The 16,022-nt window shown below is 46.8% G+C and carries 13 protein-coding genes; 11 read left to right on the top strand and 2 right to left on the bottom strand.

All coding sequences use genetic code 11. The features are described from left to right. Positions 1-1,305 precede the first annotated feature (1,305 nt). Positions 1,306-1,995: a DJ-1/PfpI family protein gene (locus tag GC090_RS21365; protein ID WP_164483275.1), complete on the bottom strand. Its 690-nt coding sequence runs from the start codon at positions 1,993-1,995 to the stop codon at positions 1,306-1,308. A gap of 357 nt (positions 1,996-2,352) precedes the next feature. Next, entirely contained in the window at positions 2,353-2,631 is a 279-nt protein-coding gene (locus GC090_RS21360) for a hypothetical protein (protein ID WP_172913336.1), read from the bottom strand. Between the two features lie 1,589 nt (positions 2,632-4,220). On the opposite strand from GC090_RS21360, the gene GC090_RS21355 reads away from it, so the two are divergent. The 11 genes from GC090_RS21355 (at position 4,221) to GC090_RS21305 (ending at position 15,989) form a co-directional block, all read left to right on the top strand. Then, entirely contained in the window at positions 4,221-5,228 is a 1,008-nt protein-coding gene (locus tag GC090_RS21355) for an amino acid--tRNA ligase-related protein (protein WP_164483273.1), read from the top strand. 90 nt (positions 5,229-5,318) lie between these two features. After that, the gene (locus GC090_RS21350; RefSeq protein WP_164483272.1) at positions 5,319-6,209 is read left to right on the top strand and encodes a TauD/TfdA family dioxygenase; all 891 of its coding nucleotides are present in this window, start codon (positions 5,319-5,321) and stop codon (positions 6,207-6,209) included. Further along, positions 6,206-7,444, top strand: a complete 1,239-nt coding sequence (locus tag GC090_RS21345) for an ATP-grasp domain-containing protein (RefSeq protein ID WP_172913334.1) — start codon at positions 6,206-6,208, stop codon at positions 7,442-7,444. The genes GC090_RS21350 and GC090_RS21345 overlap by 4 nt, the downstream gene beginning before the upstream one ends. Further along, positions 7,425-8,642, top strand: coding sequence for a multidrug effflux MFS transporter (locus tag GC090_RS21340; protein WP_172913333.1), 1,218 nt, complete (start codon positions 7,425-7,427; stop codon positions 8,640-8,642). Before GC090_RS21345 ends, GC090_RS21340 begins: the two co-directional genes overlap by 20 nt. Beyond that, complete coding sequence (locus GC090_RS21335) at positions 8,642-9,352, top strand: aspartate/glutamate racemase family protein (protein WP_172913332.1); 711 nt, start codon at positions 8,642-8,644, stop codon at positions 9,350-9,352. The genes GC090_RS21340 and GC090_RS21335 overlap by 1 nt, the downstream gene beginning before the upstream one ends. Before the next feature lie 277 nt (positions 9,353-9,629). Further along, positions 9,630-10,034, top strand: a complete 405-nt coding sequence (locus GC090_RS21330) for a hypothetical protein (protein ID WP_164483381.1) — start codon at positions 9,630-9,632, stop codon at positions 10,032-10,034. An 880-nt stretch (positions 10,035-10,914) separates the two neighbouring features. Next, positions 10,915-11,073 carry a DUF5993 family protein gene (locus GC090_RS21325; protein ID WP_006122093.1) on the top strand — a complete coding sequence of 53 codons (159 nt, stop codon included), beginning with the start codon at positions 10,915-10,917 and terminating at the stop codon, positions 11,071-11,073. 8 nt (positions 11,074-11,081) lie between these two features. After that, the gene (locus GC090_RS21320; protein WP_324021702.1) at positions 11,082-11,633 is read left to right on the top strand and encodes a disulfide bond formation protein B; all 552 of its coding nucleotides are present in this window, start codon (positions 11,082-11,084) and stop codon (positions 11,631-11,633) included. A gap of 74 nt (positions 11,634-11,707) precedes the next feature. Beyond that, the gene (locus GC090_RS21315) at positions 11,708-12,487 is read left to right on the top strand and encodes a phytochelatin synthase family protein (RefSeq protein ID WP_324021700.1); all 780 of its coding nucleotides are present in this window, start codon (positions 11,708-11,710) and stop codon (positions 12,485-12,487) included. A 61-nt stretch (positions 12,488-12,548) separates the two neighbouring features. Continuing rightward, positions 12,549-14,312, top strand: coding sequence for a gamma-glutamyltransferase (ggt, locus tag GC090_RS21310; RefSeq protein WP_324021698.1), 1,764 nt, complete (start codon positions 12,549-12,551; stop codon positions 14,310-14,312). A gap of 576 nt (positions 14,313-14,888) precedes the next feature. Beyond that, positions 14,889-15,989 carry an amidinotransferase gene (locus GC090_RS21305; protein WP_324021696.1) on the top strand — a complete coding sequence of 367 codons (1,101 nt, stop codon included), beginning with the start codon at positions 14,889-14,891 and terminating at the stop codon, positions 15,987-15,989. Positions 15,990-16,022: the final 33 nt, after the last annotated feature.

Raw genomic sequence — 16,022 nt, 5'->3', positions numbered from 1 at the left:
GCTCCGATTTTCATAATCGAGCATAAAACGTAGCAGTGAATACATAAAATGCGCTCTTAACTGCGGCAACATGGGCTCGCCGGAGTGCACCGACTCCCGGATACCGCTTTCCGTGCCCAGTTGAAACTCATCTTCGTTCATCCGGCCTGCCGCCGCGATGAAGCTGACACAGATCTACATACTCCAGTCTGTTGGCAGGCGCATCTCCGGATGCGCCTGCCGTAATATTTCCATCAGCGCGTCGTTTCTGACCTCGCTGTTGTCAGAAATTGAGGACGCAGAACCCAACATGGCGTGTCTGCATGAAAAATATGCCCATCGCTGACGCTATTAAAATGCTACTGTCGCTAAGGATCTCACGGTACCGGGCGATACGGTGACGGCAATGGGGATTAAAGATGCAGGCAGCATCGCTGGGGTGGCTATCTAAGCATAAAGATGTCATAACTTAAAAGCAAATCAGATATGTGAGTAATACCGGAATCAGCTTAAGTAACTTCTGCGTGCCTTAGGGAGGCATTTTGGCACGCGGTATTCAGGCCAAATGCGATGCGGCATAACGAGTTAGATTACTGCCTGCTGCAACCCTTAAATATTGAAAAACGACTAATTTGCGTTAAATATCGACATCAAGGCGTGCCGCTAGGAACACCGTTTTTAGTAAAAATGAAAACGTCAGTACGATTACCTGCGAATTTAACACTCAATACCAGACCATTATCTGCCTAAAAGCGGCAATGAAAGATGTTGATGTTTGCTCCTGATTTGAGCTTCAGTGCATTTCTGCTATGTTCCAGAAGCGAAAAAAGGCTGGCAGACCGGAAGAGCTGCCAGCCGCAATTGACCATTACCACTTTATTATTAAATTCGAGTTATTTTCTCACTGAATGTAATCGTTCCGATTATAAGCATCTTTAACGCTTTTTTCTGTGTTAAACGTCAGCAGCAAGCTGCCGAGGCCAGCGCCCCGAAAACACTCCTTTTATGACGCCAGCGTTGTAAAACTCGCTCAACACGGTTAAAAGTGATACTTGAAATAACTGCTGCTGAAGGCCAGCAAGCCTATTCAGTAAAATGTCACGTAAGACAGGATATGTACAACTTTAAACGTCTACACCGGGCGCACAGTACCTTTCAGCATCTGAGCCATCTTTTACGTCATCTGGCGCCTTCATATCGCTTAGCGAAATAGTGATGCAGGCTCTAACTACAGAGGTGAATTCAGAGAAAAAAGTCCGCTTTGTGCCAGAAGCGGACGTTGGAAAATAAAGAGGGAAATAATTTTCTTCCGTGATGCCCTTATTTCTAAAGTCTGGCTGCTGCTTTTAAAGTAGCCTGCCGCCTCTTTTCAATAAATGGCGCGGCCTGTTCCTGTGCTTTTTTCAGCTGTTCTTCAGATGCTGAACGGGGTGAACCACAGGTAAAGGGAGGTGCGGGGTCGTATTCCATATGCAATTGAATATTCTGAGCGATATCACTACCGTAAATTTCTGACACGACGTTGAGAGCAAAATCTATACCTGCAGTTACACCTGCGCCAGTTATACGGTTGCGGTCACGAACTATGCGCTCACTTACTGGCTCTGCACCTAACAAAGCGAGCTGATCCAGAGAAGCCCAGTGTGTAGTTGCTTTGTATCCCCTTAGAAGGCCTGCTGCGCCCAAAACAAGCGACCCGGTGCATACCGAAGTTACGAGCTTTGCTTGTTTACTTTGAGTACGGATAAACGAAAGGACTTCTTCGTCCTCCATCAGATTTATCTGCCCTGGACCACCTGGGACACAAATTACATCCAGTTCGGGACATGCGTTGAATGTGGTTGTTGGCTGTATAGCCATACCACGATCAGAAACCACGAGGTCCAGGTTTTTCCAGATGAGATGAACCTTGGTATGTGGTGCTCTTACGAAAACTTCATAAGGGCCGGTAAGATCAAGCTGAGTAAGAGCCGGAAACAAGAGCAGCCCAATAGATTTGCATAAAGAATCACTCATAAAAAATCCTTTTAACGCAAAAGGATATAATGTCTTTTCCTTCAGCAAAGGCAACCATTTGTTTAACGAATAGGAGTGTGCCTACTGAAGACCATGCTCAATCCCGCTGTATTTCAGTAGCGTTAAGAAATTTATTACCAGTCCCAACCAAAATGACTAATGATAAAACGTCCGGTCTTCGCTCATAACGGACCTTGGGTGACTAATGAGGGGGCGCTCTGTGCCAGAAGATGACGTTACTGGCCTGAATCCTGATTAACGAATCTGCGTAGATCAAAATAAAAAACCGCCTTAAGGCGGTTTTTTATTTTAGTGCGGAGTCTGCAGGCCACAGGCCACCGCCGGTTTTTTAATCACTTACGATGCATCATCTGTGATGTCATCCTGTGGACACGGATCTAACTCGTCGCAGGCATTGTTGACGCGCTGGCCACTCGCCAGGGTTGGCTCTTTGGCCAGGATCATGTTTTCGTTACCGTGCGCAGTATTCTTCAGCTGTGAAACCGCACCGTTGTGGATAGGCTGTGTAGATGCTGAAGGGGTTTCAGCCAGTGCTGCGCCCTGGTTTAACAAAAACGCAGTGAGAGCGAATGCTGTTGTCTTCAGTACCGATTTTGTTGAGAGCATGTTCATCATTTATCCTTAGTGATTACGTTCTGTTGTGGAAAGTATTATGTGAGTCGTTAGTCCCTGTGTCTGAGTTCCAGCAAACTGAAATTATATTTCCGGTATATCGGTTTTATGACGGACTCATAAAATCAGATTTTTCCTGTCCGGACGGGCCCTATCCTGACTCATACAGTTGTTAAAGTGAGACGGGAAAGAACGAATCAGTCAACGGGCATGCAGCGCTGAGCGGTACGCTTTCACGGCGGATATTTATATGCTGCGGATGTCTGCTCTGTGCCATGAACAGCCTCTCCGTTATCGCCCGGCCCCACAGGATAGCGCCCCAGGAGCTCCGTGACGTACGCGAAAACATAATCTGTCTCAGGCGTTTTTTGCCCACTACCTTCATACGGGCGAAACCACGTACCATAACTGGGATATGGGCAGGGAAAAACTTAAAGCCCAGGCGGTTGTGCTGATCCGTACGGTGCAGCAAAATCCTGAGATGGCCAGCCAGGGGCCTTAAAACATTCTGCCCTGTGGGCCCTGCGGCTAATGACATCAATCCTCTGTATGGTTTACGTCATGCTTTGCTTCCGCATCCTGCGTTTCCCTCTCTTTTAATGCCTTAAAAGCTTCTTCGCGGGCAGGGCCATGGCCCTTTCGGTTCCTTTCCTGGCGGGTAGTCGGGCTAGAGTTTGGTGGCTGGCGTCAACGTCAACGGCTGCTGACAGCTGCCGCCGCCCCGGCAAAGGGCCACCGTGGTTCTGTGGCCAGTCCACGTTGTGGACTGCAAATACCCCATCTGACGTCTTTCTCGTTATTCCGGTCATGCCTTGCTCGGAAGGGAGTTAGTTGTAACTCTTCCCTTCGACATAAAAGGACAGACCGGAAAAGAAAAAACCGAGTCAGGGGAAGGCTTTTTATCCATGTCATATCGGCTTGCAGTTGATCGGGAGCCAGTAAGGCAGGTAAACCCTGAGTCATTTGATGATTTTTACAAGCATAAAGACAGATGAGATTCCAGCGAAGCACAAATGAGAGGTGCGCTTACCGGAAGCCGCGCCGTTCGAACTCGCTTCCCTGTCTGCGTCCGTGGTGTCTCCGCTTAACATGCCCGCAATCACCTGTTCGGCTGAAAGCGTTAATACATAGTGACCATCATTTGATTAGTCGGCCTGTTAAAAAATCTGGTCGCACATGGAATACCAGAGCCAGGCACTTCGCCATCAAACCTAACCGCTGTTTATTGCACATCCGAAACATGACAAAACTTAAACAAATGACCCGAACATAAATTAAATAACAGGCATAGATATAAATATCACTGGTGTAACAAAGTGTTAATTATATTAACTAAAGGTAATTAATTTCATTAAACTCTTATTAATCAGTATCTTATAAAAAGCGCAGCGGTAGTTGACATTAAATAATTATAACCTTAGATTACCATTCCAGAACTTAACATTTAAAATATTCTAATGTATTTTGTGCTTTTCTTGTTGTTTACGGGAAAGGAAAGTCTTCCTGAGACAACCAGTGCGCACGATTATGTACAGATTGAGATGCATAAAAATCGTACAAACCTAAGGCAAATTAATTGAAGGAGAACTACCATGCCTAAACCGAATCTTTCTTACCAAGAGACTTATGCCTGGAGTGGGCGCGTGTTAAATGGATTGAGAAAAGCAGCGGCAGAAAACAATTTTACAGAAATCCTGCCCAGCATCGTTTCTTCAAGCTATGAACCTGGCGCAAGACATTCCATTGCAGTACTGGGTGATAAAGATCTACCGGAAATAGTTGCCGATCAGCCAGGGAAGGTACAGGTAAAAGGGAAAGAAAAATATTACCTCCCGGTAAGCCATGTCGTTGAAAAACAAATGTCGCTTGAATTTCTGGAGAAAGTGTACTGTGTGGCGCCTTGTCTGAGACTGGTGATGGATGGTGAAGAACATTCAGGAAAACACCTTTATAACTTCTTCCAGTTTGAAATTGAATGGCGTACCAGCAGCATGAGCGATGTATTCAAGCAGGGCGAAAAAATACTGACCTCAATGGCAAAAGAGATTTTGGAGGATTCGACCCTTCAGCATTCAGAAACTGGGTTACGCAATATCAAAGCATTAGCGAAATCAAATTATCCTACAATTACGTTTGCAGAAGGTCACCGGTTAATTGGCAATTCGCCCGATCTAAAAAGAGATTTTACTGCAGAAGAAGATGAAAAGTTAACGCAGCTTTTTGATATCCCATTCTGGATTTATGATTATCCGGAAGGTGTCCGTGATTCTATTTACCATCAAAATGAAAAAGGAAGCTATGATACTTACGATCTTATGCTGCCTTTCGGTTATGGTGAATTAACCACTGGTGGCATCCGGCCTAAAACTGCACAGGAAATTCATGAGCAGTCAAAAAAACTTGGTAAGTCATACAGTAATGAATACGCGGCCTGGAAAGATAAATCTCAAATTCAGACCGCAGGTTTTGGTATCGGACTGGAACGTATTATCAGGTTTATGAGCGGTTGCGAGTCAATTCTTGATATCGTGCAGTATCACGACTTAGGGCCGAACCGTACTATTAACGAAACTTTCTTTAAAGAAAAAGAATCGGCTTAACCTTTTTCCCGAGGCTATATGACGATGGTAAACCTCAAGAGATATGAGCCCTCGTACGCTGTTCCGGATAAGGATAGCGTGGAGATCACGATGCCAACAGCATGTCGGGAACGATTCAGGCACGATTATGCTGATAAAAAGCTGTTAACTAACGATGCTATTATCACTCTTCACAGAGAAATAAAAAGCATCATCGATCCCAAAGATGAAATATCGAGTAAAATACGTGAGTGCGTAGCCCGTCAGGGCTATGCCATAGTCTCGGGATTTCCAATAGATGAAAGTAAGCCAGAGACACCGCTGAAAAAAATATTAGATATTCCAAGCGGAGATTCTATCACAGAAAAAACGCTGATATATTTATCCTCCTTGTTGGGTATGCCTCACGCTTACGAACAGGAAAATAGCGGTCGTTATATACACAACCTTTATCCTGTAAAAGGTGACGAAATGGTCGCTTCTGGAACAGGTTCGGAAGTGGATCTTGAATTTCATACAGAAATAGCTTTTGACGATAATAAACCAGACTATCTTCTGTTAACGGCCGTCAGAAGTCGCACTGATCAAAACGTGCCCACGACATTGGTTAATGTGCCGAAAGTACTCGCACAATTATCTGAAGAAGAGGTAAATCTGCTTCAGGAGAAAATATATTTTGTGAGAGCGCCGTATTCTTTTTCAGAAGGTGATGATATTTATTACCTGAGACCCTTAGCCGATTTCAGCAAAGGCGAAAGATATTACTTCAATTTTAATCGTGGCGTAGTTCATTGCGGTACGCCGGAAGCCAAGTTTCTGTTTGAGAAATTAAGATCCCTTTTTAATGAGCATGCTTTTGAAGCCCTGCTCTCACCAGGGTCTGCATTAATTATTGATAATAATAAAATGCTACATGGTCGTTCGCTATTTAAACCTGCATTTGATGGTAAAGACCGCTGGCTGCAAAGACTTTACGTAAAGAAAATTAAGGAAGCCGTATGAATCAACATATCATGGTTGTAGAAGCGTCTTTTCTGGGCGTTTCCTATATTGCTCGTGCAATCAGAAATCTGGGCTATGAGCCCGTTTTCCTTACTAATTACTGGAACCAGGAAGGTGATGCCCTCATCCAGCTGGCGCAGGAAAGGGCTATATTCTGCGATACCACAGACATCGAAGATATTAAACGTGTGGTGAACGCTTTCGGCATAGAGAAGATTGCGGGCCTGACCACACTTCTGGACAGTCGCCTGGCCATTATCGCCACGGCAAACAAAGAGCTTGGCCTCCCTGGTGTTTCAGCGAGCGTGCTTAACTTGAAGGATAAGGCCTGGGTTAATGAAATTATTCCTGAATATATTCCTGCCTCTCTGGGAATTGAATGGCAGGTCACGCCTGAAAAAACTATTGAAGACTTTATTTCTGCTTCAGGAGCAGCAAAATTCATCGCCAAACCAGGCCTGACGGCGGGGGCCATAGGCACATTCACCTTCCAAACTTTTGATGAACTCAAGGAAAAGATAGCTCTCGCTATTAAGAAGATCCCTGACTATCTCAATCCTAATCAATATATCATTCAGGAATTTTTTGACGGAGAACTGGTCAGTATTGAGGGCTATGCCTGTCATAATAAGGTCAATTTTATCGGCGCTACAAAACGTTTTAAATATGGAAATACTGAAGTACAGCATAAGTTCCCCTACCAGAATGACATGGGTAATACGGCTTATGAGAAATGTAAAAACGTTGTCTGTACGTTAATCGACCGGGCAGATTTTAATTACGGCTTTTTCCATATTGAGTTTATGGTTAATGGGGATGAAGTCAGGCTTATTGATGCCAATATGGGCAGGCCCGGCGGAACGAATGTTATGGAGTTGATTGCATTTGCCTATGATGTCAGTCCGGTAAAAATTTTTGAACATGCTATCAGCGTCGCTGTCTTGCAAAAACCTGTTATTGAGAACAGCTTTTTTGACAGGCCCGTTCGGGAGGATGTTACAGGGATCCTTTATGGCCTGGCGGAAAGCGCAAGACTGTTACGATTTGATCTTTCTGAGCCCGCTTCCTCACATCATCTGGCTGTGAATATGGGCACAGTTATTCCCGCCTTAGGAGAAAGCAACTGGTCAGCTATAGGTACTCTGACAGGGAAATCTGAAGATGTTTTTCATGATTTGGCAAAAATAAAGTTGATTACTGATAAAGGTGAATACGGTGCCGTCATTACCAAATAAGCAGTCGGGGACCCTTTCAGTTGGAATAATCATCGTTTTACTGGTCGCTATGGGCCAGTTTAACAATACGTTATTTATTCCATCATTACCCCATATGCGTTCTCCACTGGGCACTACTGATGCCCTTTTACAACTTTCAGTGACATTAACGCTGGTGTCTTTTGGACTGGCACAGCTTTTTTATGGCCCGCTATCGGATTATTATGGCCGCCGCCCTGTAGCCCTAATCGGCCTATCTATTTTTTTCCTTGGCAATCTTGCATGTTTCCTGGCCACGTCCGGTCCTGCTTTCCTGGCCGGAAAGATCGTTACTGGTCTGGGAGTAGGCTGTGTCGGCCCGATAGCACGAGCCATTGCCCGGGATATGTCACACGGCAAAAAATTACTGAAGCTTATGGGCATACTGGTCATGTTTATGTCCGTAACGCCCGCGGTTTCACCTATGGCAGGTGGAGCCATTCAGGGCTTTTTTGGCTGGCGGATTAATTTCGCCACGCTGTGTGTGGTGGCCTTTTGCTTTATTGTTTATCTCTATTTTTCTCTTCCTGAAACGAACGAGAATGTAGGGGACGAAACGAACAGGTTTACGCTGGTCCGGTTGGGGAAAAACTACCGTGATATTTTTAGCCACGGCGAGTTCATGAGAATGGCACTGTTCAATATGTTGGGCTATGCGGCAGAACTGGTATTCCTGCTTTCGGCTTCTTACATTCTTCAGGATAACTTTCACCTTTCTCCACAAGAGTTTGGTTTGGTTCCATTGGCTATTGTTCCCTGTGTGATGGTCGGAAACTTTATTGTTTCGAAACTCTCTGCTCGTTTTGAAGTGACGACGATTTGCACGTTAGGCGTGTTACTCATCCTTACTGGCTCTGTATCAATGCTGATACTCAGCAAAATGTTACCCAACGCTATTATTTCATTCGTTGTTCCTATGATGATCGTCGCGCTTGGCGAAGGCATTGTGACGCCCAGCTCCACGGCCAGATGTATGGATCTGTATGGCAAGAAAGCCGGTTATGCGGGCGCTGCTGTAGGTGCTATTGCTATGACGGGCGCAGGGTGCGTGATTGCCCTTTCTACGTTGAGTCCTCTTCGCAGCGCACTTGATGTATCTGTTGAGCTGTTGATAATTTCTTTTTTACTGCTGGCGCTATGCATGATGAATTTTACCCGTTATCAGAGGGAGAGAGCGTAATGTCTTACAGCCTTGGTGTGTTAGCCGGTATGGGGCCTCGTTCTACAGCGCCTTTTATTGATATGTTGGTGGATGAGTGCCAAAAGCAATACGGAGCCAGATTCGATATCGACTATCCCAAAATGCACATCATTTCTTTGCCGACACCTTTTTTTCCTGATCGGGTGGTTGAAGATGCCGCAATGTCAGCAGCACTGCGCGATGGGATTAGCGATCTGGTAAAAGCGGGGGTTAATTTGATCGCGGTTCCCTGTAATGTTGCCCATTGCTACTTCGCTGAGATGCAGGAGGCCAGTGCCGGCATTCCTGTGCTGCATATTGCCGATTGTGCGCTTGAACACCTGCCTGCTGAAACGGAGAACATCGCCGTGATTGCTACTGCGTCTACGCTTGATGCGGGTTTTTATCAGCAGCGTCTGCATATAGCGGGAAAGCGCTGTGTCTCTTCTGACCCATTACGCGCAATCACCACGGGTTTAATTGCGCTGGTCAAGCAAAGAGGATTTTCCGATCCTGAAGTGATAACGCAGTGGAGGACGCTGATTTCCCTGGCACAGGATGCTGGCGCACAGGCGCTGCTTATTGCCTGCACGGACATAAGCCCCCTGCTTAAAAGCCATCCCCAACAGCCGCTGCCGATTGTGGATACGGCAACAAGTCTGGCTGAAGCTGTCATTCGCGGTTTTGCCAAAATGAGGTCGACCCGGTAGCTGAATTTAGAAATGCTGGCCAGGCAGGCCGCACATGATTTCCTCCTGACTGGCCAGCATTTTTGTCCCGGATATGTTTTTTAGCCATATCCATAAGGCTGCTGACAGCGCAAAGGTGGTCTCCACATCTGGACGATATCAGTCTGTGTGATTGGATTTATTCGACCTGCGTTAAAAGACGCTGTTTCACTTTGTGCCCTCTGCGCGGCTCTGTTATGCATTGAACACAGGTTTTTATCTTTAACCCGTTATGTGGGCCAGGTTATATAAAGGAGAAATGATGTCTGTTTCAATATCACTTGCAGCATTCAAAGTTAATGCGGGTGGGGAAAGCATCACAAGCTATGAAACAATCAATGAACCGGGAATAGCAGAGGCTTTCTGGCGTCGGGCGGAATCAAATCTGTATATGGTTTGCCTTGCGAAAAAGAGAGGAGAGCTTCGGGATATCAAAGGCGGAATTGCCATATTAACGAGTCTTACTCATCATGACAGAGATTTCCAGAATGCGATCATGAGCCTGATTCGTAGCTCTACCGTCCTCAAACCTGTCAGCGAGAAATCTAATATGTCACTTTTACCCGCTAAGCTTTCTATAGAGGGTGAAATACCGACAGAAGATGAGCTGAGAAACGTTTTTTTCAGGCAATATCTTAAACACAGTAGTTCAGGTAGCGCCTGAATAAAAGTTGGACAGAGCCGGAGCTGACGCACCGGCCTTATCCTTTCTCCTGCTCAGCACAGTAATCCATCGCCTGCCTTTCTGACATCCATTCTCTGACTTTCATTTTCTTCCCTTTCCTAAAAGCCACTTTACGGGCAGCAGTATGGCGTCCGGTCGGCTGTCATGCTCCGCAGTTGCGGGGTTCCATCCTGACGCAACTCCTCTCACCTTGCGGCGCTCCGCACGTCACGCCGTTGCGGCGAGTTCCCGCTTTCTGCAGGTGGGGTGTTCGCCTGTCTGAGTCCTTTTGCCGGGGCTGAGACAAGCACAAACCGCCTGGCTGTCCAGGGATGGCTGAAGCCTCTCGCCGGAGAAATTTTTGTCTGGCCAAAAATTTTTCCACTCGCGCCCGGACAGCTAAACCGGACCATGTCTGATTTGTCCTTTGCGGCGACCCGCCTGGTAGGAGGCGCTGCAGCCGTCCGGCCCTGAGCGCGTAAAGACAGAGCTGATGCCGGAGCACACACGTCAGATACAGAAAGAACGTGAGCTTAATCATTCCTTTTCATAGCGTCACGCTGCGTGACCATATCCGCCATTTTTACTCACACTCCATTACTGACATCGCGGTGTATTAATCAACGGGGAGCAGGTCAATCATGTTCAGATAATGACATATTCCCTTCGCAAAAAATTATTACTGGTCCTCTGGCAGAATAAAATACTGTTCTGTTCAATCCCACTGGAACTGAATATCCATTCTCACCACTCAACGCCGTTCATCTGTTTCTTAGGTTATGTTCATCGGATTGTGAACACAGGATGGACCTGTCGCCTTATCCGATTATATGCCGGAGGAAGATGATATGGCATTTTACTTTTATTAATGGAGTCATACATGTTTATGTATTTACCCTTCCTGATGGGTTGCGGAACCATTTTCAGTGCGCTGGCCGGTAAACGAAAACTGGCTTATCTGTTCTGGTTTGCCGACCTTGTCATCATTCTCGCCTGGTTGAAATATCACGCCACCGATGCACTTCTCCTTTCGTTTTAGAGGCCACTATGCAATTTACAGAAAAAAAAGATATTTCGCGTCCGCTTAATCTGTTGATGCTGCTCCTGGTGAGTGTTGCGTTACTCTGCGCGTTCTATTTTCAGCTGAGATTTTTCGATCTGCCATGTCCGCTTTGTCTGCTGCAACGTGCGGCTTTGTTGCTTATCGGGTCGGGGTTACTGTTTAATCTCTGTTTTGGTAATAAAAAGCTGCATTACGGCATGGTGATTATTGGCGCTCTGGCGCTGGCTGCCGTCGCTGCCCGCCATATTTTCCTGCATATTTTGCCGGGCGATAAAGGTTATGGTCTTCCTTTCCTTGGTCTGCATCTTTATACATGGAGTTTTATTTTAGCGGTGGCGATTGTGTTTGGTGTTGCCATTACCCTGATGGTTACGCCTGAAAAAGCCACGGCAGGACCTATCCGCAATCCGTTGATTCAATGTGCAGTTGTGGCTGTTTTTGCTTTGCTGATGGTGGCGAATTTGCTTTCAACGGTGCTGGAATGTGGCGGTGGGCAGTGTGACGATAACCCTACCTATTATCAACTACTGAAATAATTTTTACCGATCTCAATTGCATAATGCTCTTTTGTGGCATGTTGAGATGCGCACTATAAAATTTGGGAACAGTAATGAAAAAAATAACCTCTCGTATTGCCCTGTTGACGATTTGTTTGATGCCTGTCAGCGGGTTCAGTCAGATTGTTGACTGGCAAAGCCCAGAAGGAATTCAGCGTTTAACACAGGCAACGGTTAAACAGGATTTCTTTTCTCTGGCCCCGCAGTTTGAAGGGCAGAATAATAAAGTCTATTGTGGCATTGCTTCAGCAACTATCGTGCTGAATAGCTTGCGGCTGCATAAAAATAAGAAAATTGAGCCAGATAGCAGCTTAATAAACACTGAGGATAGGGTTTATTTTCCAAAGAATAACGGCTGGCAGCCATTCTGGAATCGTTATACTCAGACCAGCGTAGTTAAATACAGCAGCAAACCACGCATTGAGATTTTCGGTAAACCGAAAACGCCTGGCGGGCAGTCTGATTATGGTCTGCATCTGGAAGATGAACGTCGTCTGCTCAGTAATGCCGGATTAAAAGTTAAAGCGGTGCCGGTGAAAGATCTCGCACAGCAGGACAAGATGAAGAAAGAGATTATTGCCGCCATGCAGCAGGATAACTCTTTTGTCATCGTCAACTTTTTACGCAGTGCCATAGGCCAGTCGGGCGGTGGACATTTCTCTCCTCTGGGCGCTTATGATGCCAAATCTGATTCATTTCTGATCATGGATGTATCCAATACCGAACATCCGTGGATTTGGATCGACAGTCAGACCCTGTTTAAGGGGATGAACACGCTTGATGGTGCTGAGAACCGTGGCTACCTACTGGTCAGTGAAGCTGATAAAACATAATAATCATGATGTTATGGCGTAGGGATGCGCCATATTTTTTTGGTTAAAGAGAAATTATTCCATGTTACGTAATATTCTTTTCATTTTTCTTTTAACATCTGGCGTTATTACTGCGGGTCAGGTTGAGGCTGCTTCTGCGCCAGCCATCGAAGCTCGCCACGGAATGGTGGTAAGCTCACAGGCGATCGCTTCTCAGGTGGGCATCGATATCCTGAAACAGGGTGGTAATGCCATCGATGCAGCGGTCGCGGTAGGCTATGCTCAGGCCGTAGTTAATCCTTGCTGCGGCAATATTGGTGGTGGTGGTTTTATGCTGATCCATCTTGCTGACGGCAAAGATACCTTTATTAACTTCCGTGAAACCGCGCCTGCCGCTGCGCGTGCCGATATGTATCTTGATCCGCAGGGTAAAGTGCGCTCTGATGCCAGCCTGCATGGTTATTCTGCGGTGGCCGTCCCCGGCACGGTAATGGGGCTGGATTACGTTCAGAGACACTATGGCAAACTCAGCCGTCAGCAGGTTATGGCACCGGCGATAAGACTGGCCCGTCAGGGCTTTATTCTGACGCGAGCGGATACCGATATTCTGGATACTACCGTCAACCGGTTCCGCACGGATGCGCAGGCGGCGAGGTGGTTTCTGCGGCCAGACGGTTCGCCACTTCAGCCGGGTGACAATCTGAAACAGTCTGAACTGGCTGAAACTCTTAGCCATATTTCCCAGTCCGGGACGGATTACTTTTACAAGCAGCCGATTCCTCAGCGCGTTGAGGCGGCTGCGGCGAAAGGGGGGGCAATTATTACTGCTGCGGACTTTGCCCGTTATCATGTCACCGAAAGTGCACCTTTGCGGTGTCACTATCGGGGTTATGAATTTATCTCTTCCCCACCTCCCAGCTCCGGTGGCGTCGCGCTTTGCGAGATGGTGAATATCCTTTCTGGCTATGACATACGTGCGCTGGGCTTTAATTCTGCCGACTCGGTTCATGTGATGACGGAAGCGATGCGTATCGCTTACTTTGATCGCAATAATTCACTGGGCGATCCTGAGTTTATCCACAACCCGCTAGATAAATTGCTTAGCACATCTTATGCAGATGAAATGCGGCAGGGCATTCATCCGACCGATGCGACGCCATCCCGGCTACCTGAAAGCAAACAGGTGAATGGTGAGCGTCCGGAAACCACCCACTATTCTGTGGTTGATGAACAAGGTAATGCCGTGTCCACCACCTATACCATCAACGGGCGATTCGGTGCTGTGGTTATGGCGCCGGGCACCGGTTTTTTCCTCAACGATGAGATGGATGATTTCACCACAAAAATTGGTGAGAAGAACATGTTCGGACTGGTACAGGGAGCAAACAATGCGATTGCTCCCGGTAAACGCCCCCTGTCGTCAATGGCGCCGACCATTGTGACGCACGACAACGAGGTGTTCCTGGTGCTGGGCTCGCCGGGTGGGTCGCGCATCATTACTGCATCCTTGCAGGTGGCGCTCAATATCATCGATCACGGGATGTTGCCGCAGGAAGCGGTGGATGCGCCGAGGGTGCACCACCAGTGGCTACCGGATGAAGTCTATTATGAGCAGCACGGGCTGTCGTTTGATACTTTAAGGCTGCTACGCCAGCGCGGTTATAAGCTGACCGAGCAGACCCCGTGGGGCGCGACCGAACTGATTATGGTTGCGCCAAAACTCAGCGAGGGTAAAAAAGCGGCTGACTCCGGTAATGATTCTGCCGTTTCTGGGAAATTGAGACCGGGCTGGCTGTACGGTGCAAATGACATCCGCCGTCCGGCAGGAGCCGCGGTGGGGTTTTAATCCAGCTGTAAGCATGATTAAGGATTTTGCTGTCTGACAGTTAAATTACCCCGGACGCTGTTTGTTCAGTGTCCCGGGGCTATTAGACCCGCCTGATTACGCCCGTGTTAACCGGGCCCACCACGCTATGATAGCTTCTGTACGCAGTGACGTTGCTGAATGGCTCTGATGCCTTGCCGTACTTTTTGTCCTTTTGCAACGAAAAAATATTTCTCATGCATGGCGGTTATGGCGCACCGGAATCTCACCGGTGCCAGCGCAACTCAGCCCGTCTGTTCAGCCCCGCGGCGTTGCCAATAGTTTTTAATTATTATTTAAAATAATTAATAACTAACCAGGATTGTTCCTATAAGAAACTTAACCGGGAACTCATATCCGTCTTTAACCACCCACCAATACAGATGATTTTATAATAATTATCAAGTGATTATATTTATCATCTGCCAGGAGAATACTGTGCCAGGCCGCCAGTTTGCTGTTACTCGTTCAGCTGCTAAGGGCTTTTTTCAGCAACGTGACGGTTTAAGTATGTTAAGGAAAAGTGTTCAAAAAATTACATTACTTTAAAGGTAAAGCATGCAGTTTCAAAAAGAAGAAACCTCCTGTTTTTCAACAGATGAAAGCCCGGTGGAAGTTTATACGGAATGGGACCCACTTGAAGAGGTCATTGTCGGGATTATGGACGATATTCGTGTTCCGGATTGGGACACCGGCCTTAAAGCTATTATTCCTAAGGAAACCAGTGGTTTTTTCCATGAGTATTCCGGGCAACGTTTCCCGGAAGAACTCGTAGTTAAAGCCAGGCAGGAAGTGAATACCTTTGCCGAAATCCTGCAAGCTGAAGGGATCAGAGTACGCCGCCCTGATGAGTCAAATCATCATCAGCCGATCGTCACACCGCACTTTACCACCGGTGGAACCTTCTATTCCGCGATGCCGCGAGACTGCCTGTTTGCTATCGGAAAGAAAATCATTGAAGTGCCGATGTCATGGCGCAGCCGTTATTTCGAAACCTTCGCCTTTCGCAGCATCCTGAATGATTATTTCACCAGAGGGGCGGAGTGGATTTCTGCACCCAAGCCGATGCTGAAAGATGATGTATGGCAAACAGAGTATGACTTCGAACAGGAACTCCCCTTTAATTCGATCATTACCGAAGTAGAGCCACTTTTTGACGCAGCCGACTTTATGAGAATGGGGCGGGACATTATAGGTCAGCGTAGTCATGTCACCAATAATAAAGGTATCGAGTGGCTGCGCAGAACGCTGGGGCCTGATTATCGCGTCCATATCTATGAGTTTGAAGAGCCAGGTCCCATGCATATTGATACGACGATATTGCCGTTGGCACCGGGCCGCGTATTAATTAATAAAGGTTGGGTACCGCAGATCCCTGATATTTTCAGAGACTGGGAAATATTGCATCCGCCTGCTTCTAATCTGCCGGACGACCATCCTTTATACATCACCTCAAAATGGATCCACGTGAATGTACTGATGTTGGATGAAAAAACCGTGGTGGTTGAGAAAGATGAAGAAGCACTGATTTCTGCCTTCCGTAAATGGGGTTTCAGAACCGTTCTTTGTCCGTTTAAGCATTTCCAGACATTTGGTGGTTCATTCCACTGCGCCACGTTGGATGTGAAGCGAAGCGGAAGTCTGAAGAGCTATATCTGATAACTCTACTCATAACAGCCATTGTCCCGTATG

Origin of the sequence: Pantoea sp. JZ29, assembly GCF_035190385.1 — a bacterium.
GTDB lineage: Bacteria > Pseudomonadota > Gammaproteobacteria > Enterobacterales > Enterobacteriaceae > Pantoea > Pantoea stewartii.
This window is presented reverse-complemented; position numbering and strand designations above follow the sequence as displayed.

What these genes read in the sequence shown, in the direction of transcription:
- GC090_RS21315 (WP_324021700.1), top strand. Translation starts at nt 11,708, where the DNA reads ATGAAAAAAATAACCTCTCGTATTGCCCTGTTGACGATTTGTTTGATG.
- GC090_RS21360 (WP_172913336.1), bottom strand. Translation starts at nt 2,631, where the DNA reads ATGATGAACATGCTCTCAACAAAATCGGTACTGAAGACAACAGCATTC.
- ggt (WP_324021698.1), top strand. Translation starts at nt 12,549, where the DNA reads ATGTTACGTAATATTCTTTTCATTTTTCTTTTAACATCTGGCGTTATT.
- GC090_RS21350 (WP_164483272.1), top strand. Translation starts at nt 5,319, where the DNA reads ATGCCAACAGCATGTCGGGAACGATTCAGGCACGATTATGCTGATAAA.
- GC090_RS21330 (WP_164483381.1), top strand. Translation starts at nt 9,630, where the DNA reads ATGATGTCTGTTTCAATATCACTTGCAGCATTCAAAGTTAATGCGGGT.
- GC090_RS21320 (WP_324021702.1), top strand. Translation starts at nt 11,082, where the DNA reads ATGCAATTTACAGAAAAAAAAGATATTTCGCGTCCGCTTAATCTGTTG.
- GC090_RS21345 (WP_172913334.1), top strand. Translation starts at nt 6,206, where the DNA reads ATGAATCAACATATCATGGTTGTAGAAGCGTCTTTTCTGGGCGTTTCC.
- GC090_RS21355 (WP_164483273.1), top strand. Translation starts at nt 4,221, where the DNA reads ATGCCTAAACCGAATCTTTCTTACCAAGAGACTTATGCCTGGAGTGGG.
- GC090_RS21335 (WP_172913332.1), top strand. Translation starts at nt 8,642, where the DNA reads ATGTCTTACAGCCTTGGTGTGTTAGCCGGTATGGGGCCTCGTTCTACA.
- GC090_RS21305 (WP_324021696.1), top strand. Translation starts at nt 14,889, where the DNA reads ATGCAGTTTCAAAAAGAAGAAACCTCCTGTTTTTCAACAGATGAAAGC.
- GC090_RS21365 (WP_164483275.1), bottom strand. Translation starts at nt 1,995, where the DNA reads ATGAGTGATTCTTTATGCAAATCTATTGGGCTGCTCTTGTTTCCGGCT.
- GC090_RS21325 (WP_006122093.1), top strand. Translation starts at nt 10,915, where the DNA reads ATGTTTATGTATTTACCCTTCCTGATGGGTTGCGGAACCATTTTCAGT.